The 23,558-nt window shown below is 72.4% G+C and carries 21 protein-coding genes; 8 read left to right on the top strand and 13 right to left on the bottom strand.

What is annotated here, in order from left to right; all coding sequences use genetic code 11:
- Positions 1 to 208: 208 nt before the first annotated feature.
- A complete protein-coding gene (locus tag IEY17_RS02180) occupies positions 209 to 520 on the bottom strand; it encodes a YciI family protein (RefSeq protein ID WP_188984813.1) in 312 nt (103 codons plus the stop codon).
- 209 nt (positions 521 to 729) lie between these two features.
- On the opposite strand from IEY17_RS02180, the gene trpS reads away from it, so the two are divergent.
- A complete protein-coding gene (trpS, locus tag IEY17_RS02175) occupies positions 730 to 1,695 on the top strand; it encodes a tryptophan--tRNA ligase (protein ID WP_188984812.1) in 966 nt (321 codons plus the stop codon).
- 197 nt (positions 1,696 to 1,892) lie between these two features.
- Here trpS and IEY17_RS02170 read toward each other — a convergent pair whose 3' ends face one another.
- The 3 genes from IEY17_RS02170 to IEY17_RS02160 form a co-directional block, all read right to left on the bottom strand.
- Positions 1,893 to 2,741: an NUDIX domain-containing protein gene (locus IEY17_RS02170; protein ID WP_229679757.1), complete on the bottom strand. Its 849-nt coding sequence runs from the start codon at positions 2,739 to 2,741 to the stop codon at positions 1,893 to 1,895.
- Positions 2,742 to 2,853: 112 nt separating this feature from the next.
- Positions 2,854 to 4,221 (bottom strand): sensor histidine kinase, encoded by a 1,368-nt coding sequence (locus tag IEY17_RS02165; RefSeq protein WP_188984810.1) that lies wholly within the window; start codon positions 4,219 to 4,221, stop codon positions 2,854 to 2,856.
- A complete protein-coding gene (locus IEY17_RS02160) occupies positions 4,218 to 4,904 on the bottom strand; it encodes a response regulator transcription factor (protein WP_188984808.1) in 687 nt (228 codons plus the stop codon). The genes IEY17_RS02165 and IEY17_RS02160 overlap by 4 nt, the downstream gene beginning before the upstream one ends.
- A 332-nt stretch (positions 4,905 to 5,236) precedes the next feature.
- On the opposite strand from IEY17_RS02160, the gene IEY17_RS02155 reads away from it, so the two are divergent.
- Both IEY17_RS02155 and IEY17_RS02150 read left to right on the top strand, forming a co-directional pair.
- Positions 5,237 to 5,533: a 4a-hydroxytetrahydrobiopterin dehydratase gene (locus IEY17_RS02155; protein WP_188984805.1), complete on the top strand. Its 297-nt coding sequence runs from the start codon at positions 5,237 to 5,239 to the stop codon at positions 5,531 to 5,533.
- Positions 5,534 to 5,723: 190 nt separating this feature from the next.
- Positions 5,724 to 6,074 carry a hypothetical protein gene (locus tag IEY17_RS02150; RefSeq protein ID WP_188984804.1) on the top strand — a complete coding sequence of 117 codons (351 nt, stop codon included), beginning with the start codon at positions 5,724 to 5,726 and terminating at the stop codon, positions 6,072 to 6,074.
- 58 nt (positions 6,075 to 6,132) lie between these two features.
- On the opposite strand, the gene IEY17_RS02145 is transcribed toward IEY17_RS02150, so the two are convergent.
- From IEY17_RS02145 to IEY17_RS02135, 3 genes are read right to left on the bottom strand one after another with little or no spacing between them, the layout of a single operon-like run.
- Complete coding sequence (locus IEY17_RS02145) at positions 6,133 to 7,113, bottom strand: FAD-dependent oxidoreductase (RefSeq protein ID WP_188984802.1); 981 nt, start codon at positions 7,111 to 7,113, stop codon at positions 6,133 to 6,135.
- A 5-nt stretch (positions 7,114 to 7,118) separates the two neighbouring features.
- The gene (gene bioD / locus IEY17_RS02140) at positions 7,119 to 7,823 is read right to left on the bottom strand and encodes a dethiobiotin synthase (protein WP_188984800.1); all 705 of its coding nucleotides are present in this window, start codon (positions 7,821 to 7,823) and stop codon (positions 7,119 to 7,121) included.
- Positions 7,823 to 9,064: an adenosylmethionine--8-amino-7-oxononanoate transaminase gene (locus IEY17_RS02135; protein ID WP_188984798.1), complete on the bottom strand. Its 1,242-nt coding sequence runs from the start codon at positions 9,062 to 9,064 to the stop codon at positions 7,823 to 7,825. Before IEY17_RS02135 ends, bioD begins: the two co-directional genes overlap by 1 nt.
- Positions 9,065 to 9,223: 159 nt before the next feature.
- On the opposite strand from IEY17_RS02135, the gene IEY17_RS02130 reads away from it, so the two are divergent.
- Entirely contained in the window at positions 9,224 to 10,351 is a 1,128-nt protein-coding gene (locus IEY17_RS02130; protein ID WP_188984796.1) for an 8-amino-7-oxononanoate synthase, read from the top strand.
- Positions 10,352 to 10,399: 48 nt separating this feature from the next.
- Here IEY17_RS02130 and IEY17_RS02125 read toward each other — a convergent pair whose 3' ends face one another.
- The gene (locus IEY17_RS02125) at positions 10,400 to 11,155 is read right to left on the bottom strand and encodes an alpha/beta fold hydrolase (RefSeq protein WP_188984794.1); all 756 of its coding nucleotides are present in this window, start codon (positions 11,153 to 11,155) and stop codon (positions 10,400 to 10,402) included.
- 429 nt (positions 11,156 to 11,584) lie between these two features.
- Between IEY17_RS02125 and IEY17_RS02120 the strand changes: the two genes are divergently transcribed.
- The gene (locus tag IEY17_RS02120; RefSeq protein ID WP_188984792.1) at positions 11,585 to 12,163 is read left to right on the top strand and encodes a Uma2 family endonuclease; all 579 of its coding nucleotides are present in this window, start codon (positions 11,585 to 11,587) and stop codon (positions 12,161 to 12,163) included.
- Here the strand turns inward: IEY17_RS02120 and ychF are convergent, their stop codons facing one another.
- The gene (ychF, locus tag IEY17_RS02115; RefSeq protein WP_188984790.1) at positions 12,164 to 13,243 is read right to left on the bottom strand and encodes a redox-regulated ATPase YchF; all 1,080 of its coding nucleotides are present in this window, start codon (positions 13,241 to 13,243) and stop codon (positions 12,164 to 12,166) included.
- Between the two features lie 196 nt (positions 13,244 to 13,439).
- On the opposite strand from ychF, the gene IEY17_RS02110 reads away from it, so the two are divergent.
- A complete protein-coding gene (locus IEY17_RS02110) occupies positions 13,440 to 14,915 on the top strand; it encodes a DNA-3-methyladenine glycosylase 2 family protein (protein WP_188984788.1) in 1,476 nt (491 codons plus the stop codon).
- Positions 14,916 to 15,001: 86 nt separating this feature from the next.
- On the top strand, positions 15,002 to 15,508 hold the full coding sequence (locus IEY17_RS02105; protein ID WP_188984787.1) for a methylated-DNA--[protein]-cysteine S-methyltransferase: 507 nt from the start codon (positions 15,002 to 15,004) through the stop codon (positions 15,506 to 15,508).
- Between the two features lie 81 nt (positions 15,509 to 15,589).
- On the opposite strand, the gene IEY17_RS02100 is transcribed toward IEY17_RS02105, so the two are convergent.
- Positions 15,590 to 18,541: an AAA family ATPase gene (locus tag IEY17_RS02100; protein WP_188984784.1), complete on the bottom strand. Its 2,952-nt coding sequence runs from the start codon at positions 18,539 to 18,541 to the stop codon at positions 15,590 to 15,592.
- Positions 18,538 to 19,722 carry an exonuclease SbcCD subunit D gene (locus IEY17_RS02095; protein ID WP_188984782.1) on the bottom strand — a complete coding sequence of 395 codons (1,185 nt, stop codon included), beginning with the start codon at positions 19,720 to 19,722 and terminating at the stop codon, positions 18,538 to 18,540. Before IEY17_RS02095 ends, IEY17_RS02100 begins: the two co-directional genes overlap by 4 nt.
- Positions 19,723 to 20,037: 315 nt before the next feature.
- Here IEY17_RS02095 and IEY17_RS02090 point away from each other — a divergent pair, with 315 nt between their 5' ends.
- On the top strand, positions 20,038 to 20,928 hold the full coding sequence (locus IEY17_RS02090) for a DNA recombination protein RmuC (RefSeq protein WP_373289835.1): 891 nt from the start codon (positions 20,038 to 20,040) through the stop codon (positions 20,926 to 20,928).
- Positions 20,929 to 20,982: 54 nt separating this feature from the next.
- On the opposite strand, the gene IEY17_RS02085 is transcribed toward IEY17_RS02090, so the two are convergent.
- Both IEY17_RS02085 and IEY17_RS02080 read right to left on the bottom strand, forming a co-directional pair.
- Positions 20,983 to 21,918, bottom strand: coding sequence for an alpha/beta hydrolase (locus IEY17_RS02085; protein WP_188984778.1), 936 nt, complete (start codon positions 21,916 to 21,918; stop codon positions 20,983 to 20,985).
- 80 nt (positions 21,919 to 21,998) lie between these two features.
- Entirely contained in the window at positions 21,999 to 23,486 is a 1,488-nt protein-coding gene (locus IEY17_RS02080) for an FGGY-family carbohydrate kinase (RefSeq protein WP_188984776.1), read from the bottom strand.
- Positions 23,487 to 23,558: the final 72 nt, after the last annotated feature.

Below are 23,558 nucleotides of genomic sequence, written 5' to 3'. Positions count from 1 at the left end.
AGGAACCATAAAGGTCAAGAAAAAATGCTGTCGATCGCGACCTCCCTGCAAGAGCTGCCCGATCGTGGTCCTTCGCGATCTTTTGCGCGAGGCCAAGGCCCAGGAGGTCAAGAAAGCGCAAAAGAAGGCTCGAAAAGAGGCAAAGAAGAAAAAGAGCGCGACATGATCTCACCGCGGCGCCCGCCGCGGCTCGCGGACACGGTCGGAGCTATCTGCGCGCAGCCGAGGTCAGCGGGTCGGCGTACTTCGCCAGCTCCGGGACGGTGCGCAGCGCCTGGAACTCGATGACCTCGTACCGTGCCAGTTTGTGCAGCGCGAACGGGTCGGTCGCGAGGATCGCGTCCAGCCTGCCGCGAGGCATCGCCCGGGCGATGATCACGCCCCCGGTGCGCGGGTGCCGGTGGCCCGCCGCGATGAAGTCACCGGCGTCGTAATGCCGGGTGACCCATTCGTAATGATCTACCAGTTGGGCGTCGATATCCGATTCTGGCGCGGTGTATTGCAGCAGCACTACAAACATTCTTTCACGGTAGCCCTTCCACTTGACTGCTGCCGATCACCAAGCGGTAACATTGCGGCGTGCGCGCAATGTCGAACACGTGGTGGGCCGCCTGGGGGCGGCTCGGCAGCATCGTGCACTGACACGCAGATCATTGGCCGCCCGACCGGGCGGCCGCGCAGCGCACGAGGTCGATCCCGGTGGCAGCCACCAGAACACCAGGAGCGACCATGACCCGCCTGTCCGGGATCACCCCGTCCGGCCACGTGCAGCTCGGCAACTACCTCGGCGCCGTGCGCCGGTGGGCGGCCGAACGCGAACCGGCGGACCTGTTCTTCGTTTCCGACCTGCACGCCATGACGACGCCGCACCGGCCGCAGCGGCTGCGCGCGCTCACCCGGGAGCAGTTCGCGGTGCTGCTCGCGGCGGGCATCGATCCGGACTCGCTGTTCGTCCAGTCCGACCTGGCCGGCGAGCTCGGCGCTCTCAACTGGATCCTCGAGTGCACCTGCGGCTTCGGCGAGGCCGCGCGGATGACCCAGTTCAAGGACCGCGGCGCCGGGCAGCACTCGGTGCGGGTGGGCCTGCTGACCTACCCGGTGCTGATGGCCGCGGACATCCTGCTGCAGGGCGCGACCGAGGTGCCGGTGGGCAGCGACCAGGACCAGCACGTGGAGCTGGCGCGCACGCTCGCGCGCCGGTTCAACGCCGCCTTCGGCGAGGTGTTCGCGGTCCCGCGGGCCGTGGTGCCCAAGACCGCGGCGCGGATCCGCGACCTGTCCGATCCCGGCCGCAAGATGGAGAAGTCCACCCTGCAGTCGCCCGGCGTGGTGTTCGTGCTCGACGAGCCCGACGTGATCCGCCGCAAGTTCCGGCGGGCGGTCACCGACGGCCTGGATGACGTCCGCTACGAGCCGGACACCCGCCCCGGCGGGGCGAACCTGCTGGAAATCCTCGCCGCCTGCAACGACATCAGCCCGTACGCCGCGGCCAGCGCCGCCGGCACCTACGCGGAGCTCAAGGAAGTGGTGGCGGAGGCGGTGATCGAGCAGCTGCGGCCGGTGCGCGAGCGGGCCCGCGAGCTGCTCGACGACCCGGCGGAACTGGACCGGGTCCGGAGCCGGGGAGCGAAGCGGGCCCGCGACCGCGCCCAGCCCCGCCTGCAGGCCGCCCTCCGCGTGACGGGCCTGCGCTGACCGCGAGCGTCTCGCGAGGCGAGCGCGCCTTCACCTCGGGTCTCCCGGGGTGAAGGCACCGCGCACCACCAGAACATTCGTTCACTAGTTCGAGTGGACTACCTGGCGAGCAGGTGATCAGCGCCGGCAACCTGTGCTCATGGTTACTTCAGGACAACACGGCGTGCCCGGTCGAGATCGGGATGCCTGGTGGAGTGCTAGTCCCGGGTCAGCAGGTCGCGGAGGGAGTGGACCAGGACGTGGTCGGCATCGAGCCAGTCGAGGTCGTTCAGGTCTTCCGCCGCCACCCAGCGGACCTCGTGGTGTTCCACGGCGCGCGGCGCGGCCGAAGGGTCGACGAGTTCCGCGGTGTGGATGCGCAGCAGCATGCCGTTATTGAGCGGGACGTCGGTGCCGACGCGACCGGTCGGGCGGACCTCGACGTCGAGTTCTTCCCGGCATTCGCGCACGACCGCGGCCGGTTCGTCCTCGCCGGGCTCCACCCGGCCGCCGGGCAGTTCCCAGCGACCGGCGTCCGGGGCCGGATAGCGGCGCCGCTGGGCAAGCAGCTGTCCCTTGTGGACGATGGCGGTGCCGACGACGACCGGTCGCCGGGCCCAGGACTCGGCCAGCTCGCGCACCGCGGCGATGCGCGCGGCCAGCACGGCGCGCACGAAGCGGCGACCGAGCGTGATGTCGGCGAGGCGGCCGAGCGGCCCGAACGGCGTCGTCCAGTAAACCGAGTCAATGAGCAGGGTCCGCGGGCCCGCCTCGGCGAGCAGCGACTCGTGGCGCAGTTCCGGCAGCGGGCCGGACACCAGCACGGACGTGAGCGCGTCGGCGTCGGCGCGCACGATGCGAGTGGTCAGATCGACGGGAAGGCAGGCGATCCGCGTGGAGAAGACGATCTCGTCGCCCGGCACCAGCAGGGCTGCCGGGCGGGTGGCAGCGTGGCCGTGGACGCCGAGGGCGGCGAGCCCGACCTCCGCGGTCCGGGTGTGCCGCAGCGCGGCGGCCACCGTGGCCGGGGGCGCCTCGATCAATCCGCTGCTTCGCACAACCGACACGTGCACACATCTTGCCCGACCGGGCGCTGGACCCCGCGCGCGCCCACCGCGCGGGCTGCGCCACCGGCAGGCGCGCGGGCTCCCGCCACCGGCAGGCGGCCGCCGAGCCCGCTCAGCCGTCGGTCCTGTGCCACGGCCAGCGCGCTTCCACCCGCGCACCGCCGTCCGGCGATGCCGCTGCGCGGACCGACCCGCCGCGGCGGCGCACCGCCTCCGCCACCAGAGCCAGGCCGAGCCCAGCCCCGCCGGTGCTGCGCGCGCGATCCGGCTCCACGCGGTGGAACCGGTCGAACACGCGGTGCCGGTGCTCGGGCGGGATGCCCGGACCGTCGTCGTCCACGACCAGGCGCACCCAGTCGGCGCCGGGCGTGCCGACGCCGTCCGCGAACACCGAGACCCGGACCAGCGTTCGCGCGTAGCGCAGCGCGTTGCTGATGAGGTTGTCCAGCACCGTCGACACTTCGGCGGGGGCGGCGAGCACCCGCACCGCGCGGGGCGGCACGTTGACCACGAGCCGGGGGCGGCCGTCCGGTGGTTCCAGCCGGTCGGCGGCGGCCCGCACCGCGCCGCCGAGGTCGACGGGTTCCGCCGGGGCGGCCTGCCCGCGTTCGGCCTTGGCCAGCGCGAGCAGGCTTTCCACCAGGTCGGACAGGCGCTGTGCTTCGTGCGCGATGTCCTGCAGCGTCTCCTGGGCCAGGGCCGGATCGGGATGCACCACGGCGACTTCGGCCTGTGCGCGGATCGACGCGACGGGGTTGCGCAGTTCGTGCGCGGCGTCGCCGGTGAAGCGGCGGAGCCGCTCGGTGTCGGCGTCGCGCCGGGCGAGCATCTTGTTGATCTCCTCGGCGAGCGCGCGGATCTCGTCGGCCGCCTCCGGAACCGGGAGCCGTTGCCCCTCGGGGAGTTCGCTGGCGGCGGACCGCATGCGCTGCACCGGGCGCAGGGACCGGCGCACCACCAGCCAGGTGGCCAGCCCGACCAGGGCGGCGGCGAGGAACGAGCCGATGCTCAGCAGCTTGCCCGTCCGGCCCGCCGCGTCGGCGAAGCCGACCAGGCGCGCGCCGGCGGCGACCAGCAGCGGGCGGCCCGTCGGGTCGGGGCGGACGACACCGCGCCAGCGGCGCAGCGCCGTGGGCGGCTCGAAATCGATGACGCCCTCGCCGGACCGCAGCTCGTCGATCTGCCATTCGTGCAGGTCGACCGGCGGCAGCCCGTCGACGGGGTGGCCGGAGACGTCGAGCACGCGCACATCCGGGTCGGCGACCCGGGCGGGCGGCACACCCAAGGCGATCTGGTTGGCGGTCGCGGTCGCGGCGCGCTGCAGGTCCGTGTCGACGGACTCGATCAGCAGCCAGCCAACGACGCCGGTGCTGGCGTGCGCGACGCCACCGAGGCCGATCAGCGCCACCACGGCGGCGACGGCGCTGGTGCGGAACTGGATGGTGCGTCGGCGCCACCAGTTGTTCAGGTGGCTGATCATGCCGGCTCGGCGCAGACCCGGTAGCCCTGGCCGCGCACGGTCTGCACCAGCTCGCCCGCTCCGGCGGCGGCCAGCTTGCGGCGCAGGTAGCCGATGTAGACCTCCACGACGTTGCGGGTGACGAGCTGCTCCTCGCCCCACACCAGGCGCAGCAGGTCGTCCTTGGTCACGACGGCTTCGGGGTGGCTGGCCAGGGCGACCAGCAGGTCGTACTCGCGCGGCGAGAGCGCGACGGGCTGACCGGACCACCGCACCTCGCGGCTGGCGCGGTCGATCTCCAGCGCGCCGACGCGCAGGCTGGTGTGCCGGGCCGCGGTGTCGCGGCGACGCAGCAGCGCGCGCACCTGCGCCACGAGAACCAGGAAGGAGAAGGGTTTCACCAGGTAGCCGTCGGCTCCGAGGTCCAGGCCGTCGGCCTGGTCCACCTCGCCGTTCTTGGCGGAGATCAGCAGCACCGGCGTGGTCACGTCCTCCGCGCGCATCCGCTCCAGCACGCGGTAGCCGGACAACCCGGGCAGCATGACGTCCAGCACGACGACGTCGAAGGCGCCGGTCAGAGCCAGCCGCAGGGCCTCGACCCCGTCGGCGGCGACGGTCACCTCCATGCCCTCGGCGGATAAGCCACGGCGCAGTGCGGTGCGAACTCCGGGCTCGTCATCCACCACCAACACGCGCGGCACCATGGTGCAAGCATGCCGATCGGACGGCCGCGTAGGCAGCGAACTCTCAGGACCGTCTCAGCTGGACAGTAGTTTCTCAGCTGATTCTCAGCTTCACTTCTTGCCCACCCCGCTCCGCGACGTTCGATTCGCTCGAACACGGTCCGAAGTGGACCGAGCTGTGACCCGCGGCCGCTCCGCGGCTACGGCTTCGCCGGTCCACGCCTTCCTGAACGGCCGTCGCGGCGCTGACCGGTGGGTGTTCGCGCCGAGCACGGCGACCACCAGCCGTTGGCTTGTCCGGACATCCCGCCGGAAGGTCGCGGCGGCGGGGCCCCTGCCCCATCATGGTCGGCATGGTAGAGCTGCTGACGGACGACCAGGTGGCCGACGCGCTCCAGCACCTGACGGACTGGCGCCACGAGGCCGGGAAGCTCACGCGGACGGTGGAGATGGCCAACTTCCCGCAGGCCATCCAGGCTGTCAACCGGATCGCGGAGATCGCGGAGCAGGAGAACCACCACCCGGACATCGACGTGCGCTGGCGCACGCTCACCTTCTACTGCATCACCCACTCCCGAGGCGGGATCACCCAGGCGGACGTGTCCCTGGCCCAGGAGATCGACTCCGTGATCGACGCGTTCCAGAGCTAACCAGCGACCTCAAGCTATCCGGGGACTGGTGGCCCCGCGCTCCCGGTCGCGTGCCATCCAGGGACCGGTGGCCCCGTGCGCCCGGGGAATTTCCTACCCGCTTTTTCGGGCAAGCACTACCGATGGCGCCAGGCGGTCTCTGTCATCTTGTACCGACGGCACCTGCCGGAAAGAACGATTCGGCCGCTCGATGCGCCGGTTTTCCAGCGACAAGGAACTCGGAGTGAATATCACCACAATGTCACATACCGCCGCGACGAAACGTGTCGTCGCATGTGCTCTCATGCTCGCCGCCGCGATCGGCACCCTCGCCGTCGCCCCGGTGGTCACGACGAACGCCCACGCCGCGACCACCTCCTGCACGATGGAGGAAATCGCTCTGCGGTCCGCCCAGGACTCCCTCAGAGCCGCGGAGGCGCGATACCGGACACGCAGCGCCACCGGCGAGGAAGCGACCGCCGAACGGGTCAACGTCAACCTGGCCCGACAGGCGGTCACCAAAGCCCAGACCGCGCTCAACCAGTGCCGTTCGGCACGGTGAGCGGGCAGTCGGATCTCCGGAGTGGAGGGCACTTTCACCCACTGGTTGGCGGTGCCCGTCACTCGTCACTCGTTCGGGTGGGGTCCAGTCCGGCGACGAGGTCAGCCGCCTCGTAGGCGCAGCCCCAGGACAGCGCCACGCCGCAGCCGCCGTGGCCGTAGTTGTGGATGATGCGCGCACCCTCGAAGTGCTCCACCCCGACGCGCACCGAATCGCGGCCCGGTCGCAGGCCCACCAGTTCGGCGAGGACCTCCGCCTCGCCCAGCCGCGGTTCGATCGCGGCACACCGGCTCCGGATACCCGCGCTGACGTGCGGGTTCGGCGTGCGGGTCCAGTCGTCCTCCACCGCCACGCCGCCGAGCACCACCCGGTCGCCGTGCGGCATGTACGCGGCGAACTCGCCGGAGTCGGTGAGTTCGATGAAGTACTCGTCCACGCCCGGGTTGCGCACCACAACGTGCTGGCCGCGCACCGGGTGCACGGCCGGGTCGGCCACGAGTTCGCGGGCGCCAATGCCCGTGCAGTTGACCACCGTGCTCGCTTCACCCACCGCGTCGGCGAACGAGTTCACCGGGCCGAGCCGCAGGTCTCCGCCCGCGTCCTGGAACCGCGCCACCAGGTGGTCCAGGTAGCGAGGCATGTCGACGAGCGGAACGGTGCCCCGGTAGCCGCTGGCGAACCCGGCGGGGAGTTCGTCCGGGCGGCAGGGGCGCAGGTCCGGGATCAGCCGCGCCTCGGGCGGCACCGCGTCGCCGAGGTCGAAGCGGGCGGCCATCCGCCCGGTGGCCAGGTGCACGCCGGTGGACTCGTCGCGGGCCAGAGCGGTGAACTCGGCATGCGATCGGGTGACCCAGTACAGGACCCGATCGGCGGGTTTGAGCATCGCCGGACCCCACATCGCGCCCGCGACCGCGGAGGTGGTGTCCCGCGGTCGTTCGGCGGTGCGGACCCGCACGCGCCAACCCGCCTCGGCAAGCACGACCGCGGTGGTCAGGCCCTGCACGCCCGCACCGATCACCAGCACCGGTTCTGCGGTCATCTGCCTCACGCTAGCAGCCGCTGCCCGAATTCGGCGGCGTTGAACGTTCCGCCCAGTTCCGGGGCGAGTGACGTGGCCGCGACCGCCCGGAACTCCCCGGGCGGCAGGGCACCGGCGCCGCCTGGGATCGCGCCGAGCAGCGGCGCGTCCATCACGTCCGGCAGGTCGGTGACGTTGCAGCGCGCCGCGAGATCGGGCTCGGCGGGCCAACTGCCGATGACCGCACCCGCGCACCGCAACCCGCGCGTGCGCAGGGCTTCCGCGGTCAACGCAGCGGCGTTCAACGTGCCGAGCCCGGCCTGCACCACCACGAGCACCGGCGCGGACAGCGCCGCTGCCGCGTCGGCGAGCGTGCCCCCGGCGTCGTCGAAGCGGACGAGGAGCCCTCCTGCCCCTTCGACCAGCACGAGGTCGTGCTCCCACGCCAGTCGCTCCGCTGCCGCTGCCACCGCCCTGGGCCGCACCGGTGGCGCTCCCGCGCGCCGCGCCGCCGTCGCCGGGGCGAGCGGCTCGGGGTAGCGCGCGAGTTCCACCGCGGTCGCTCCGCTGAGCCGCGCCACCACTGCGGCGTCCCCGGCTTCACCGTCGGCGACGCCGGTCTGGGCTGCCTTGAGCACGGCCGTACGGCCGCCAGCGAGGGACGCGATGGCGGCCGTGACGACGGTCTTGCCGACCTCCGTCCCGGCCCCGGTGACGAACAGGATCGACATCAACCCTCCTGAGCTGCGGCGATGACGGCCGCGGTGATGCGGGCGAGGTCGTCGTCGCCGGTGATGTAGGGCGGCATGGTGTAGATCAGGTCGCGGAACGGCCGCAGCCACACCCCGTGGCGCACCGCGACCTCGGTCGCACGGGCCAGGTCGACCTGCCGGCCGAGCTGCACCACGCCGATCGCTCCCAGGACGCGCACGTCGACCACGCCGGGCAGGCCGCGGGCCGGTTCGAGACCGGTGCGCAGCGCGGCCTCGATGCGCTTGACCTCACCCCGCCAGTCCTGGTCGAGCAGGACGTCCAGCGACGCGTTCGCCACCGCCGCCGCCAGCGGGTTGCCCATGAACGTGGGGCCGTGCGCGAGCGCCGGGATACCGGCCGCGATCCGCCCGGTGCACAGGGTGGCGGCCATGGTCAGGTATCCGCCGGTGAGCGCCTTGCCCAGGCACAGCACGTCCGGGCGGACCCCGGCGTGGTCGGCGGCGAACAGCTCGCCGGTGCGGCCGAAACCGGTGGCGATCTCGTCGAAGATCAGCAGCACGTCGTGCTCGTCGCAGAGTTCCCGCAGGTCGCGCAGGTAGCGGGGGCTGTGGAAGCGCATGCCCCCGGCGCCCTGCACCACGGGTTCCACGATCACCGCGGCCAGTTCGGCGGCATGCTCGGCGATGAGTCCGGCGAGGTGGTCGACGTAGCTGCCGCGGTGCTCCGTGGGGGGCGCGTCGGCGTGGATCTGCTCGGGCAGCACCCCGCGCCACAGGTGGTGCATGCCGCCCTCGGGGTCGCAGACCGACATGGGGTGCCACGTGTCGCCGTGGTAGCCGCCGCGCCAGGTCAGCAGGCGGCGCTTGGCGGGCTGCCCGGTGCATCGCCAGTACTGCAGGCACATCTTGATGGCGACCTCGACGGACACCGAACCGGAGTCGGCGAGGAAGACGTGCGGCAGGGAGGTGAGCCCGGCCAGCCGGGTGGCGAGCCGGATGGCGGGTTCGTGGGTGAGGCCGCCGAACATCACGTGGCTCATCCGGTCCACCTGCTCGCGCACCGCGCGGTCGAGCACCGGGTGCCGGTAACCGTGGATGGCGGCCCACCACGAGGACATCCCGTCCACCAGTTCGGTTCCCCCGGCGAGCTGGAGCCGCACGCCCCGGGCACTCTCGACGAGCAGCGGGCGGCTGGTGCCGGGCATCGGGCTGTAGGGGTGCCAGACGTGCTCGCGGTCCAGCTCCAGCAGCTCAGACATCGCGAATTTCTTTGCGGTGCAACGGCTTCAACGACATGTGGAGATCATGTCGGAACCTGACCGGGTGGCAGAACCCGGCGCCGCGCACAACATCGACACGCGGTCGTTGTTCACTTCGGACAGTGATCGGCGGAGTCGGCGCGTGCCAGGGTGGGGCGCATGACCTCGGCTTTCGACTGGATCGACCAGCGCCTGGACGAGCGCCGCCGCGCCGGGCTGACCCGCGTCCTGCGGCCGCGGCGGTGCGACGACCGCACCCTGGATCTGGCCGGCAACGACTACCTTGGCCTGGCCCGCGACCCGCGGGTGACCGCGGCGGCGGCCGCGGCGGCCCGCCGTTGGGGTGCGGGTGCCACGGGGTCGCGCCTGGTCACCGGCAGCACCGAGCTGCACCGGGAGCTCGAGGAGCAGCTCGCCGACTTCTGCGGCACGGAGGCGGCGCTGGTGTTCTCCTCCGGCTACACCGCGAACCTCGCGGCGGTCACGGCGTTGACCGAACGCGACACGCTGATCGTCTCCGACCAGCACAACCACGCCTCGCTGATCGACGGCTGCCGCCTGTCGCGCGCCCGCACGGTGGTCGCGCCACACCTGGACCCGGCCGCGGTGCAGGAGCGGCTCACCGGCCGCGCGCTGGTGGTGACCGAGTCGGTGTTCTCGGTGGACGGGGATGTCGCGCCGCTGACCCGGCTGCACCGGGTCTGCCGGGAGCGGGGCGCGGCCCTGCTCGTCGACGACGCGCACGGGCTCGGCGTGATCGGCCCCGGCGGTGCCGGGGCGCTGCACGCGGCCGGGCTGGCTGGCGCTGCGGACGTGGTGGTGACCGTGACGTTGTCGAAGTCCCTCGGCGCGCAGGGCGGTGCGGTCCTGGGGCCGCGCCGGGTGATCCAGCACCTCGTGCAGACGGCGCGCACGTTCATCTTCGACACGGGCCTGGCCCCGGCGAGCGTGGGTGCCGCGCTGGCGGCGCTTTCGGTGCTGCGCACCGAACCCGACCGCGCGCACCGGGTACGGCAGGCCGCCAAGTTGCTCCACAACGGACTCCTCGGCGCCGGTGCGCGGGTCGGCGAACCCGGTGCCGCCGTCCTGTCACTGCCCGCGGAATCTCCGGACCACGCCGTGGCATGGGCGGCCCGGTGCCGCGCGGCCGGGGTCGTCGTGGGCTGCTTCCGGCCACCATCCGTGCCCGACGCCGCCTCCCGCCTGCGCCTGACCGCTCGTGCGGACCTGACCGACGACGAGATCGCCCGCGCCGTCGAGACGATCACCGGCCGCCGCCTGCCGTAGGCCGTGAGCCGGCGGCCGTGGGTCGCGGTGACGCACGGCCGCCCTTGCTCAGCCCAGGAAATCCTGAATGGCCTTCAGCCACGGGCCCGGGTTGTCGACGGCGATGACGTGACCGGAGTCGACCTCGGTCAGCCGCGCGCCGGGGATGGCCGCGGCCAGTTCCCGGGAGTTGTGCGGCGGCACCAGGGTGTCCTGCGTGGTGGCGATGACCAGCGTGGGCACCGCGATCCGCGGCAGGTCGTCCCGAACGTCCACAGTGCGCAGCAGGTCCACCTGGGCGGCGGTGCCGGGTGGAACGCCTTCGGCGGTGGCGCGGATCAGCTCCGCCCACTCCGGCTCGTCGAAGGAGTTGAGGGTGGCCGGGCTGAAGCAGTTCAGCAGCAGGAAGCGGGTCAGCGCGGATCGGTCGGGGTCGTCCAGCAGCTGCCGCCACAGTTCCAGGGTGAGCTGAAAGTGCCGGTCAGCGTGGGCGAAACCGGCGGTGAGCACCAGCGAGGTGACCCGGTCGGGGTGGCGCGTCGCGGCGCGCACCGCAACCGTCGTGCCCATCGAGTAGCCGAGAATGGCGAAGGTCTCCACGCCCGAGTCGACGGCGGCGGCCACGACGTCGTCCGCGAGCCGGTCGAGGTCGAGGGGCCCGTGCGCCTCGGGCGTCCGGCCCGATCCCGGGTAGTCGGGGGCGACGACGGTGTGCCGCAGGGCGAGTTCGTCAATGAACGGGAAGTTGGCCGCGGTGGACCCGCCGGCGCCGTGCGCGAGCAGCAGCCCGGGACCGGATCCTCGCACCTCAACGGACAGTGACACGATCTTTCTTCTCCTCGTACCGAAAGAGACGACCAGGGCCAGCAGCGCGGCGGCGGCCCCGATTTACACCAGCCACAGCGCCGCGCCGTCGCTGTCCAGCACCCGCCCACCGATCCACACGCCGCGCGACGGCCAGTGCATCACCGGTGATGAACAACCCAGCGGTCCCGACCGACACGCCGAGATCACCGGCGATGTCCGGCAACACCCCGAGCACCGCGTGCTCAGCGGACCCGACGGAGAAAACGCACCCCATCAGCGCCGCCAGAACCCACGTTCCCCGACTCGACATGCGGCCGAAGCCAGAGCCTGACACCGATGTCAAAGTCAACGCCGCGTGACGCGCATCTCACGGAGCTGGGCCTGCCCGCCTGTGCTCCGCCGTGATGAGCGATGGCCGAAGCAACAACCGCTCGCTACGGTTGCTGCATGACCACGCTGCCCGACTGGATGCGCCCGCCACGCGCTGAAGGCTGGTTCGCGGAGGATCTCGACCGCCTCCCGGAGGCGCCTCGGCACACTGAGCTGATCGACGGAGCCCTCGTCTTCATGGTGACCCCCCAGCGGTCGTGGCACGGCCGCGTCGTCACCAGCCTCACCCTGGAACTAGCTCGACAGGCCCCGGAGGGCGTCGAGGTCGAGCGCGAGATGACGATCCGCCTCGACGCGCGCAACCGCCCGGAACCCGATCTGCTGGTGACCACGGCCCCGTTCGACCCCGACCGCACCTGGTACGAGCCAGCGGACGTGTTGCTCGTCGTGGAGGTGGTCTCGCCGGAGTCCGCCCACCGCGACCGCACGGTCAAACTCCGCAAGTACGCGGAGGCGGGCATCCGGCACTACTGGTGCATCGAGGACGAGGACAGTGCGGCCGTCGTGCACGTCTACGAACTCGACGAGCCTACGGGCGCATACGCGCCGACGGGCATCTTCCGCGGCCTGCTGCAACGCCCGGTCCCGTACGAGATCAGCATCGACCTGACCAGGCTCACCCCACCCCGCCGCTGATCACACGTTGAAGCGGAACTCCACCACGTCGCCGTCGGCCATGACGTAGTCCTTGCCTTCCATGCGGACCTTGCCGGCTGCTCTGGCTTCCGCCATCGAGCCCGCTGCGATCAGGTCCTCGTAGGAGACGATCTCCGCTTTGATGAAGCCGCGTTGGAAGTCGGTGTGGATCACGCCTGCGGCCTGCGGGGCCGTCCAGCCGCGGCGGATGGTCCAGGCGCGGGCCTCCTTCGGGCCCGCCGTCAGGTACGTCTGCAGACCGAGGGTGTGGAAGCCCGCACGGGCCAGCGCGTGCAGGCCCGGTTCCGGCTGGCCGATCGACTCCAGCAGTTCGCGCTGGGACTCCTCGTCGAGTTCCTTGAGCTCCGCCTCCACCTTGGCGTCCAGGAACACCGCGTCGCCGGGGGCGACCAGTTCCCGCAGCTCCTTCTGCCGGGTCTCGTCGGCGAGCACACCCTCGTCGGCGTTGAAGACGTACAGGAACGGCTTGGTGGTCAGCAGGTTGAGCTCGCGCAGCTCCGGCACGTCCCTGCCCAGGCCCGCGGCGAACAGGGTGCGGCCGGAGTCGAGGACCTCCTTGGCCTGCTGGGCGACCTCCAGCGCCGGGCGCTTGTCCTTGTGGGTGCGGGCTTCCTTCTCCAGCCGCGGCAGCGCCTTCTCCAGGGTCTGCAGATCGGCCAGGATGAGCTCGGTGTTGATCGTCTCGATGTCCGCGGCCGGGTCCACCCGGCCGTCGACGTGCACCACGTCGGGGTCGTCGAAGACGCGGATGACCTGGCAGATCGCGTCGGCCTCGCGGATGTTGGCGAGGAACTTGTTACCCAGGCCCTGCCCCTCGGAGGCGCCCTTGACCAGGCCGGCGATGTCGACGAACGACACCGTGGCGGGCACCACCTTCGCCGAGCCGAACAGCTCGGCGAGCTTGTCCAGCCGCTCGTCCGGCAGCGGAACCACGCCCACGTTCGGCTCGATGGTGGCGAACGGGTAGTTCGCCGCGAGCGCGTCGTTGCTGGTCAGCGCGTTGAACAGGGTGGACTTGCCGACGTTGGGCAGCCCGACGATGCCGAGGGTGAGACTCACACCCCGAAGTCTAGGGGCTCGCTTGCACCGGCATCGCCGCCGGTCAGCCGTCGCCCTCCTGGCCAACCACATCGGTACCGCCACGCTCGGGCGCACGGGAGCGCACGCAGCCGTCGTGTTCGCCCACGCGACGGGGTTCATCAGCGCGTCCGATTCCCGCTAGTAAGGGCCCTGCGCCGCTGGCAGGATCGAAGCCATGTTGGTGGGAACGGAAGAAGCACTCCGGGCCGTGGCGTCGCGCGACGCGCGGTTCGACGGGTGCTTCGTCCACGCGGTGCGCTCGACCGGCATCTACTGCCGCCCGTCCTGCCCCGCGCGCACGCCGAAACCAGCCAACAGTGTGTTCTTCCCGACGGCCGCCGCCGCGCAGGCCGCGGGCTACCGGGCGTGCCGCCGGTGTCTGCCGGACGCGGTGCCCGGCTCGCCGGAGTGGAACCTGCGCGCCGACCTGGCCGGGCGGGCAATGCGCCTGATCAGCGACGGTGTGGTGGACCGCTGCGGAGTGCGCGGGCTGGCCAAGCAGCTCGGCTACTCGACGCGGCACCTGACCAGGGTGCTCACCGCCGAACTCGGCGCCGGGCCACTCGGGCTGGCGCGGGCGCACCGGGCGCACTCGGCGCGGCTGCTGATCGAGACGACCGGCATCGCGTTCAGTGATGTCGCGTTCGCCGCCGGGTTCTCCAGCCTGCGGCAGTTCAACGACACCATGCGGGAGATCTTCGGGTCCACGCCGACCGAGATGCGCGCCCGCGCCCAGCGCCGAACCGGTGTCCCGAGCGGCGCCGGTGCGGTCCACCTGCGCCTGCCGTTCCGTGCGCCCTGCGACGTGGCCGCGGTGCTGCGGTTCCTCGGGCAGCGCGCGTTGGCGGGGCTGGAGAACGCCGGGCCGGACCAGTACACCCGGGCCCTCCGGTTGCCGTACGGGACCGGTGTCGCCACCGTGCGCACCGGGGAGAAGCACGTGGCGTGCACGCTGCGGCTGACCGACATGCGCGACCTGGGCAGCGCGGTGGCCCGGCTGCGCCGCCTGCTCGACCTCGACGCCGATCCGGTGGCGATCTCGGACGTGCTGGGCGCGGATTCCGTGCTGCGGCCGGCCGTCACCCGGTCGCCGGGCGTGCGGCTGCCGGGCAGCGTGGACGGCCTGGAAAACCTGGTGCGGGCCGTGATCGGCCAGCAGATCTCCGTCGCGGCGGCACGGAAGACCACCGAGCGGCTGGTCACGGCGCTGGGCGAGCCGCTGCCCCATCCCGACGGCACCGTGACGACGCTGTTCCCGACGGCCGAGGTGCTCGCCGAGCACGCGGTGGAGGCGCTGCCCGGTCCGCGGCGGCGGGCGGAGACCGTGCGCGACGTCGCGACGGCCGTGGCCGAGGGGCGGCTAGCGCTGCACCCCGGCCGGGACGAGGCCGAGCTGCGGGCCGACCTGGAGCGGCTTCGGGGCATCGGCCCGTGGACGTCGAGCTACGTCGCGATGCGCGTGCTGGGCTCGCCGGACGTGCTGCTCACCGGTGACCTCGCGTTACGCCGCGGTGCCGCGGTGCTCGGCCTGTCCGAGCACCCGGCCACGATCGAATCGCACGCCCGGCGGTGGAGCCCGTGGCGCTCCTACGCCGGGGTGCTGCTGTGGGAAGCCGCCGCGAACGGTGTGTCGCAGCAGCAAGCCGCCTAGGAGGTGAGCGGGGTGGGCCCGGTGCGCTGCGCCACGGGTCCGCATCACGTCGCCGTCACGACTTCGTCGCAGAACTGGAGCCAACCATGACCAAATTGTCTACTGTGGACACACCGGCGGGACCGTTCACCGCCGTCGTCGACTCCGACGGCGCGGTGCTCGCCTCCGGCTGGACCGCGCGGCTCGACGAGCTGCTGCCGCAGGTGTCCCCGAAGCTGCTGTCCGAACCGCCGACCGAGGCCGCCGACCTCGGCGAGGTCACGCGCGCGATCCGCGCCTACCACGACGGGGACCTGCATGTCATCGACGCCATCCCGGTGCGGCAGTGCGCGGGCCCGTTCCTCGAGCACGCATGGGAGGTGCTGCGCAAGGTTCCGGCCGGGGAACCGGTGAGCTACACCGAGTTCGCGGCCCTGGCGGGACGCCCGAACGCGGTCCGAGCCGCGGCATCGGCCTGTGCCCGCAACGCCGCCGCGCTCTTCGTGCCGTGTCACCGGGTCCTCCGCAGCGACGGCTCGCTGGGCGGCTTCCGCTGGGGCCTGCCGGTCAAGCGCTGGCTCCTCAACCACGAGAGCCGCAACCCCGGCACCTGAACACTTTCCGACCGGGGCGAACTCGACGCGGTTGCGCGGGTGTCACCCTGGTGCCGAACGGGGTGCTCCCCGTGCCATGAGTCAGGTCTGGAGTTCCAGGGTGGAGCCCGTTCGGGACCTGCGGACGCGCAGGCGCACCGTGATCCGCTGGCGCATCTCCTCCACGTGCGACACCAGGCCCACCACCCGGCCCCCGGCACGCAGGTCGTCGAGGGTGTCCATCACCATGTCGAGGGTGTCCGAGTCGAGCGTGCCGAAACCCTCGTCGATGAACAGGGTGTCCAGCAGCGCACCGCCGGTCTCCGCGGCCACCACGTCGGCCAGGCCGAGCGCCAGCGACAGCGAGGCGAGGAACGACTCGCCGCCGGACAGCGTCTTGGCCGGGCGAACCTTCCCGGAGTAGTCGTCGAGCACGTCGAGGCCGAGACCGCCGCGGGTGCCGCGCGCCCCGGCCGCATCCGAGTGCACGAACGAGTACCGGCCGTCGCTCATCCGCTGCAACCGCCGGGTGGCCGCGATCGCCACCTCCTCCAGCCGCGCCGCCAGCACATACGAGCGCAACGACATCCTGCGCGCGTTCTGCCCGCGCCCGTTGACGACGTCCGCCAACGCCTCCAGCTCGGCGTACTCCGCCAATGCCGGACCCAGCTCCGCCCATTCGGCCCGCAGCCGCTCCGCGAGCTGCGTGATCTCGCGCTGCCGCTGCTCGGCGCGGTGCGCCAGCGCTGCCGCACGCTCCGCGGCTTCGCGCGCGACGGTGGCCGCCTCGGTGGCCTCTTCGAGGCCGATCTCGGTATCAGCGTCGACGCCGGACAACTCGGGGCTCGCGAGCGCCGCGCGGGCACCCGCGGCGCGTTGCTCGACCTCAGCCAGGGCCGCGGCGAGCTCGTTGCGCCGTTCCTCGCTGCGCTCGGCGGCAAGCGCGGCGTCGACCGAGTCGAAGCCCGCTTCGGCGGCGGCTTCGGTGACGGCGTTGCGCTGGTCGGCCAGGTGGCGTTCCGCGTCGTCGAGGGCGATGCGGGCGGTCACCAGGCGTTCGATACGGGTGGCGAGGTCAAGGAGGTGGGCGCGGCGTTGTTCGATGCTGTCGAACTCGCCGCAGCCGTCACGCAGCCGCGCTTGGCGCTGGTCCACTGTGGTCACCAGTGCGGCGTGTTCGCTGCGGGCGGCGGCGATGCGGGTCCGCAGCTCGGAGAGCTGGTTGGTCAGGCGTTGCGTGGACGCCTCCAGTTCGGCCAACTCGGCCGTGCGCTGCTGGAGCTGCGCTGCGGTGTTCTCCAGGGTGTCGCGTTCGGCGCGGAGTTCGTCGAGTTCGGCGGCGAGTTCGGGTTCGGTGTGGTCGCCGAGGCGCTCGATGAGTTCCTCGAGGTGTTGTTGCGCCCGCTGGGCTTGCGCGATGGCCCTGTCGCGGCGCGCGTGCGCGCGCTGTTCCGCGGCCTGCGCGTTCTCCTCGTCCTCGGCGCGGACCTGGTCATCGACGGGTTCGCCGGGGGCGGGGTGTTCGGCCGATCCGCACACCGGGCACGGCTGTCCGGGGGTGAGCCGGGCCGCGAGTTCGGCGGCCATCCCGGCGAGCCGCCGCGCGCGGAGGTCCTGCAGCCGGTCGCGAGCCTGCTGGTGGGCGTCGACGGCTTGGTGCGCTCGGGTGGTCGCGGCGGCCACGTCCTGCTGCGCGCCGGGGATGTCCCGGGCGATGCGCAGTAGCCCCGCGACCTCGGTGCCGCGGGCTCGCACCGTTTCCAGCCTGAGTTCGGCGTGCCTGGCTTCCTCGACCCGCTGCCGGGCGGCCGTGATGCGCTCGGGCAGGCTGGCCTGCTGCGCGACGAGTTCGGCTTCCCGGCGTTCGTCCTCGGCGATCCGGGCGGCCAGCTCGGCGACCCGACGCCGGTCGGATTGCTGTTGCTGCGCCTCGGGAATCAGGCTGGCAAGCCCGCCCGCCTCCTCCCGCCGGGCCCCGGCCAGGGCGCGCAGCTCCGCCAGCGGCGCCTCGGCGTCCACCTCACACCGCGCCGCGGCTTCGGCGAGATCCGCGCGCGCCCTGTCGCGGTCCTGTTCGGCCCGCCGGGCCGCTCGGTGCGCGGACAGCACCGGGACCGCGCGCTGCGCCGCCTCGCGTTCGGCCCGCCACGCGTCGTGCTCGGCCTGCTGTTCGGCGAGCTGCGCCAACGTTTCGTTGGCCTGCCGCACGCGACGCACCTTCGCCGCCAACTCGCGGCGCTCGGTCAACGCGGCCTCCGCCGCCTCGCGCTCCCGGCGCAGGCGGGACTGCTCGGCCTGCGCGCCTTCCAGGTCGCGCAGCGCGCGTTTCTCGACGTCCGCCAGCCAGTCCTGGTGGTTGGCGCCCTCCGCCGGTTCGGCCCCGCAGACCTGCGAGACCCGCGCGAGCAGTTCCCGCACCCGCTGCGTTCGGGCCTCCACCGCCCGGCCGCGCTCCCGGCGGCGCTCGACGAACCACCGCTCCACCTCACCGAACCGCTGCGTGCCGAACAGCTTTTCCAGCAGCTGTTCGCGTTCCGCGGTGTCCGAGCGCAGGAACCTGGCGAACTCACCCTGCGGCAGCATCACCACCTGGAAGAACTGGTCCACGGTCATGCCGAGCAGGCGCTGCACGGTGCGCCCGACCTCGTCGATGCGGGTCAGGCCCGCCGGCGGCTGTTCGGTGGGTGCGCCGCCGAGCCAGGTCAGCGACGCCTTCGCCGGCTGCGTGGTGTAGCCCTCGCCGCGCTTCTTCGGCCGCTGGTACTCGGGGCTGCGTTCCAGCCGCAGCCGCTGGCCCTGCACCGTCAGCTCCAGCACGACCTTGGTGGGAGTCTGCGGATCGGCCGTGTCGCAGCGCAGCCGCCTGACCTCGCCGCGCGCGCCCGGCACCGAGCCGTAGAGCGCGAAGGCGACCGCGTCCAGCAGGGTCGTCTTGCCCGCGCCGGTGTCGCCGTGCAGCAGGAACAGCCCGTCCGCGCCGAGCGCGTCGAAGTCGACGACCTGGTGGTCCCGGTACGGCCCGAAGGCCGTCACGTCCAGCCGGTGCAGCCTCATCGCGCCCCTTCCGCCGCGCTGACCGCGCGCAGCGCCTCGGACAGCAGCGCGCGTTCGGACTCGGTCGGCTCCGTGCCGCGGCAGTCGGCGACGAACCGAGCGGCCAGCTCGTGGTCGTCGCGGCCGCGCACGATCTCGGCGTAGCGCAGCGCAGCGGTGGCGCGGCCGGTCGCCGGTCGCCACTCCAGGTGCACGGCATGCGGGAACCGCTGCTGGAGCCGCCGCATCGCCTCCAGCGGCCGCACCTCGTCGGTGAGCGTTGCCGAGAGGTAGCAGTCCTCGAACTCCGCGTACTCGGGCCGGGTGAGCAGGTCGTCCAGCAGGCCCTCGACGGTGGCCAGCCGCCGCGGCACCGGCAGCTCGCGGCGCTGCACGTCGGCCAACCCGTCGGCGTCGAGGTTCACCAGCCACACCGATTTGCGGTGCGCCGCTTCGGAGAACGAATACGCCAGCGGGCTACCCGAGTAGCGCAGGTGCTCCGCCAGCCGTTGCGGGCCGTGCAGGTGCCCCAGCGCCACGTAGTCGACGCCGTCAAAGACCGAACCGGGCACCTGCTCCACACCGCCCACGGCGATGGTGCGCTCGGAGTCGCTGCGCTCGCCGCCGGTGACGAACGCGTGCGCCAGCACCACGGAACGCGTTCCGGCGGGGCGTCCGGCGAGGTCGGCGCGCACCCGGTTCATCGCCTCGGTGAGCACCGCGGTGTGGCCCCGCTGCGGGATCTCGGGGCTGGCCCCCGGCACGTCGGCGCAGGACTGCAGGGTGTGGCGGGCCAGGTCCGGCTCCAGGTAGGGGATGCCGTAGAAGGCGACCGGGCCGTGCTCGTCGGCGAGCAGGACCGGTTCGTGCAACGCGTCGATCCGGGTGCGCAGGTGCAGGCCGCCCGCCGCGGCGAACTCGGCGAACGCGCCGACGCGCGCCGCCGAGTCGTGGTTGCCCGAGGTGACCACGAGCTGCGCACCCGCCTCCCGGATGCGGGCGAGGACGCGCACGCAGGTCTGCACCGCCTCGCCCGAGGGGACGGCGCGGTCGTAGAGGTCACCGGCGATGACGACGACGTCGACGCCCTCCTCCGCGACCAGGTCGGCCAGCCAGCCCAGGACGGCCTCCTGATCTCCGAGCAGGTCGCGGCCGTGGAAGGTCCGGCCCACATGCCAGTCCGAGGTGTGCAGCACCCGCATGCGCCACAAGCTATCGGCGAGCCCACGCGAACTCGGCGACCCCCCGCACCGCTTCGGCGTGTCGAACACCCTCACCGCCCTGGGTGATGCGATGATCACCCACCGTCGCCACTGCAGGTGGGTCTCACCACTTCGGGTGCCACTTGGGGCGGTGTCACATCCGGCGCGAAATCGCGCGGCGCCGGGCGCGATCATGTCGGGTCCGTCGGCCATCATGTGAGCGGCGAGTAACCCCGACCGGACGGAGCGCATGTGGGTACCGGCGTCCTGATCACCATCATCGTCGTGCTGACGTTGTTGTTCGCCGCGGCGCTGATGCTGATCTGGCGGCTGTACACGGACAGCGCGCGGCGGGCCGACGAGGCGCTGCGCATGGTCGAGGCCGAACGCGCCCGCACCGCCGAGCAGCAAGCCGCGCTGCGCCGCTACGAGGTCGCCTTCGCGTCCATCACCGGGCGCGGGGAGCTCGGTGAGCAGGTCCTGGTCGAGACCGCGCGGTCGCTGGGGTTGCGCGAGGGCATCCATTTCACGTTGCAGACCGACCTCGCCGGGGGCGGGGCCGCCCGACCGGACATGGTGCTGTCGGTCGGCGGCGGGCGGCAGGTGCCGGTGGATGCCAAGACGAGCCTGGCGGTGTGGGCCGAGGCAATGGAGACCGACGACCCCGAGGAGCGCAGCGACGCCCTGCGGGTGCACGCGCGCAACATCCGGTCCCGCGCCGCCGAACTCGCCGGCAAGGGCTACCAGAAGTGGGCGGACGCGATCTACGGGTCGATCATGTTCGTGCCGTCGGATGCCGCCGTCATCGCCGCCCTGGACACCGATCCGCACCTGCTGTCGTGGCTGCTGGACAAACGCGTCTTCCTGTGCGGGCCGACCGGGTTCGCGGTGCTGGCGTCGGCGGCGATGTTCGCCGCGACGGAACGCACCATCGCCGAGGACATCGAGCAGGTGCGCGCGCAGGCCGTCCGGGCGCAGCGCGCGGCGTCCAACGCGGTGGAGGCGGTGAACCTCTCCAGCACCCACCTGCAGCGCTTCGTGTCCGCCCGCCGCAGGGAACTCGACGCGCTGGAGTCCTTCCGCAACGCGGTGCAACCGCTGGCCGACGCTGCGGGTTCGGGCGGGGTCGGCTCCGTCCGCCGCGAGGAGGAGACGCTGCTGGCCAGCGCCCCCGACCACACGCCCGGCACCGAACACGTCCGCTGATCCGCTGGCTTCGACCGCGGGTGGTGTCCGTCGCCGCGGGAGTCACCCGGTGGGTCAGACGTGGTTCTCGACGAACGCCGCGACCGTGTCCACGATCAGCGCGTTGTGCGGGCCTCGGCCGAAGCCGTGGTCCAGTCCCTCGTACGGGTGCATCTCCACCGTCACGCCCAGCCGCCGCAGCGTCGCCGCGAAGTCGAGGCTCTGGTCCAGCGGCACCAGCGAGTCCGCGGTGCCCTGCTGGATCAGAAACGGCGGCTCGTCACCGGAGACGTTCCGGACCGGGCTCGCCGCCTCGGCCACCGCCGGGCACTCCACCGGCATGCAGCCCAGCAGTTGCTTGACCACCCGCGCCGCGTACTCCTGCATGCGCGGGTGCGCGACCTGCGCCTCGGCCGTCATGTCCGTCGGGCCGAACCAGTCCACCACCGCACGAATCCCGGACAGCCCGCCGCCGGGCTTGGTCGGGTCGCCCGCCACCGCACCGAGTTGCGACACGAGGTGGCCGCCCGCCGAAGCGCCCCACAACGCGACGCGGTCGGGGTCGAGCTGCCACTGTGCGGCGTGCTGCTGCAACCACCGCACCGCGTCGGCGACGTCGACGACCTGCGCCGGGGCACGGGCGACCCCGGTCAACCGGTAGTCCACAGTGGCCACGGCGTAACCGCGTTCCAGCAGACGCTGCGCGGTGAGCGCCTCCGGTGCACCGAGGTCCGCGTCTAGGGTGCGGACTCCCGCGTTCCAGCCGCCGCCGTGCACGTACACCACCAGCGGTGTCCGCTCCTGCTGCTGCTCGGGCAGGAACAGGTCCAGCTGCAGCGCACCGGTGTCCCGTTCCGCGTAGACCTGGCCCCGCAGGACGCGGGCCGCGCCGAGGTCCCGGGTGGCGACGTCGACCGGGGCGACCTCGGCGTCCGACTCGCGGGAACAACCGGCGGTGACCACCATGGCCAGGACCAGGAAGGCCGCCAGGACACGCTGTGTCACCGCCATCGGTCCCGCGCCTCCCCGATCATGTCACGCTTCACCCGAATGCATGAGCTTAACAAGATCAGCAGGCGGTCATCTTCCGATCAGGCGAGCTCGTCTGCGGCTCGCTGCTCACCCGCCAGGAAGTGGGCGATCCGGACTGTGGCCGTGTAGAGGTCGCGGTAGTGCCGGAAGTACGCGTCGTAGCGCTCCGTGTGCGCCGGGTTCGGCCGGACCGTTCGGGTGATCGGGTTCCAGTTGTCCGGGTCGACGGCCGCGCCGGTGCCGATCCCGGCCAGCAGCGCGTCACCATAGGCCGCGCCGACCGTCTCCGCCGGGATCTGCTGCTCCTGCCCGGTGATGTCGGAGACGATCTGCGTCCACAGGCCGCCCTGCGTGCCGCCGCCGACGGCGACCAACCGGCTCGCGCTGCCCATCGCCTCCAGGTTGTGCCGCACGCCGAACCCAATGCCCTCCAACGCCGCCCGGTACAGCTCGGCGCGACCGTGGGTGGTGGTCAGCCCGGCCAGGATGCCGCGCGCGTCCGGATCGAAGATCGGCGTCCGCTCCCCCGCGAAGTACGGCAGCAGCAGCAGTCCTCGGCTGCCCACCGGGACCGCGCTCGCCTCCGCGACGAGTCCGGCGAAATCCCCGTCGACCAGGGTGCGCAGCCAGTCCGTCACCGCGCCCGAGGTCGCCATCCCGGCGGCCAGCGTGTCGGTGTCCGGGAACGCCCCGCAGGTGCCCCACAGCGCCGGGTGCGGCTCGATCCGCGACTGCACCTGGACGAAGAACATCGTGGTGCCGTACATCAGCATCGTGTCGCCGGGCCGGCGCACCCCGACGCTGGTGGCCTCGGCCCACGCGTCCACCGTGCCCGCCGTGACCGGAAGCCCCTCCGGCAGCCCGGTTTCCGACGCGGCCTGGGCGGTGACGCGGCCGACCACCTCGGTCGGCCAGGCCAGCTCCGGCAGCGGCAGGCCCGGGGCGACCCGCGCCGCCCAGTCGGCCGCCCAGTCACGGGCCGCCAGGTCGTACATCGGGTCGCACTGGCTGGCCGAGTGGTGGTCCAGCACATACCGCCCGGTCAGCCGGTGCACCAGGTAGGAGCTGCACATCAGCAGCATCTCGGTGCGCCGGTACACCTCCGGTTCGTGCTTGGCCAGCCAGCGAAGCTTCGGGCCGACCGCCTGGCTGGACAGCGCGGACCCGCCACGGCGCAGGATCTCGTCGCCGCCGAACTCCTCGGTCAGCTCCGCGATCTCCGCGGTGGCCCGGGTGTCCACGCCGTAGAGGATCGCCGGGCGCAGCGGCTTGCCGTCACCGTCGGTGGGCAGCAGCACGGGGCCGATGCCGCTGACGCCAAGCCCGGCGATCTCGCGCCCCTCGGCGGCGGGCACGAGCTCCCGCACCAGCGCCAGGAAGTCCTCCCACCACACCGATTCCGGGTCGTGCTCGACCCAGCCGGGGTGCGGGTAGGACGTCTCGTGCGGTCGGCTCGCGCGGGCCAGGATTCGCCCGTCGGCGCTGACCAGCACCCCCTTGGAGCTCGACGTGCCGATGTCAATCCCGAGCAGCGCTGCCTCGGCCATGCGTCCTCCCTGTCACCTCGAACGCCTCAGTTCTCCCGACCACCGCGGCGGGTTCTCGCCGGCCGCCTCCCC

It is taken from the genome of Saccharopolyspora thermophila, assembly GCF_014646075.1.
GTDB lineage: Bacteria > Actinomycetota > Actinomycetes > Mycobacteriales > Pseudonocardiaceae > Saccharopolyspora > Saccharopolyspora thermophila.
This window is presented reverse-complemented; position numbering and strand designations above follow the sequence as displayed.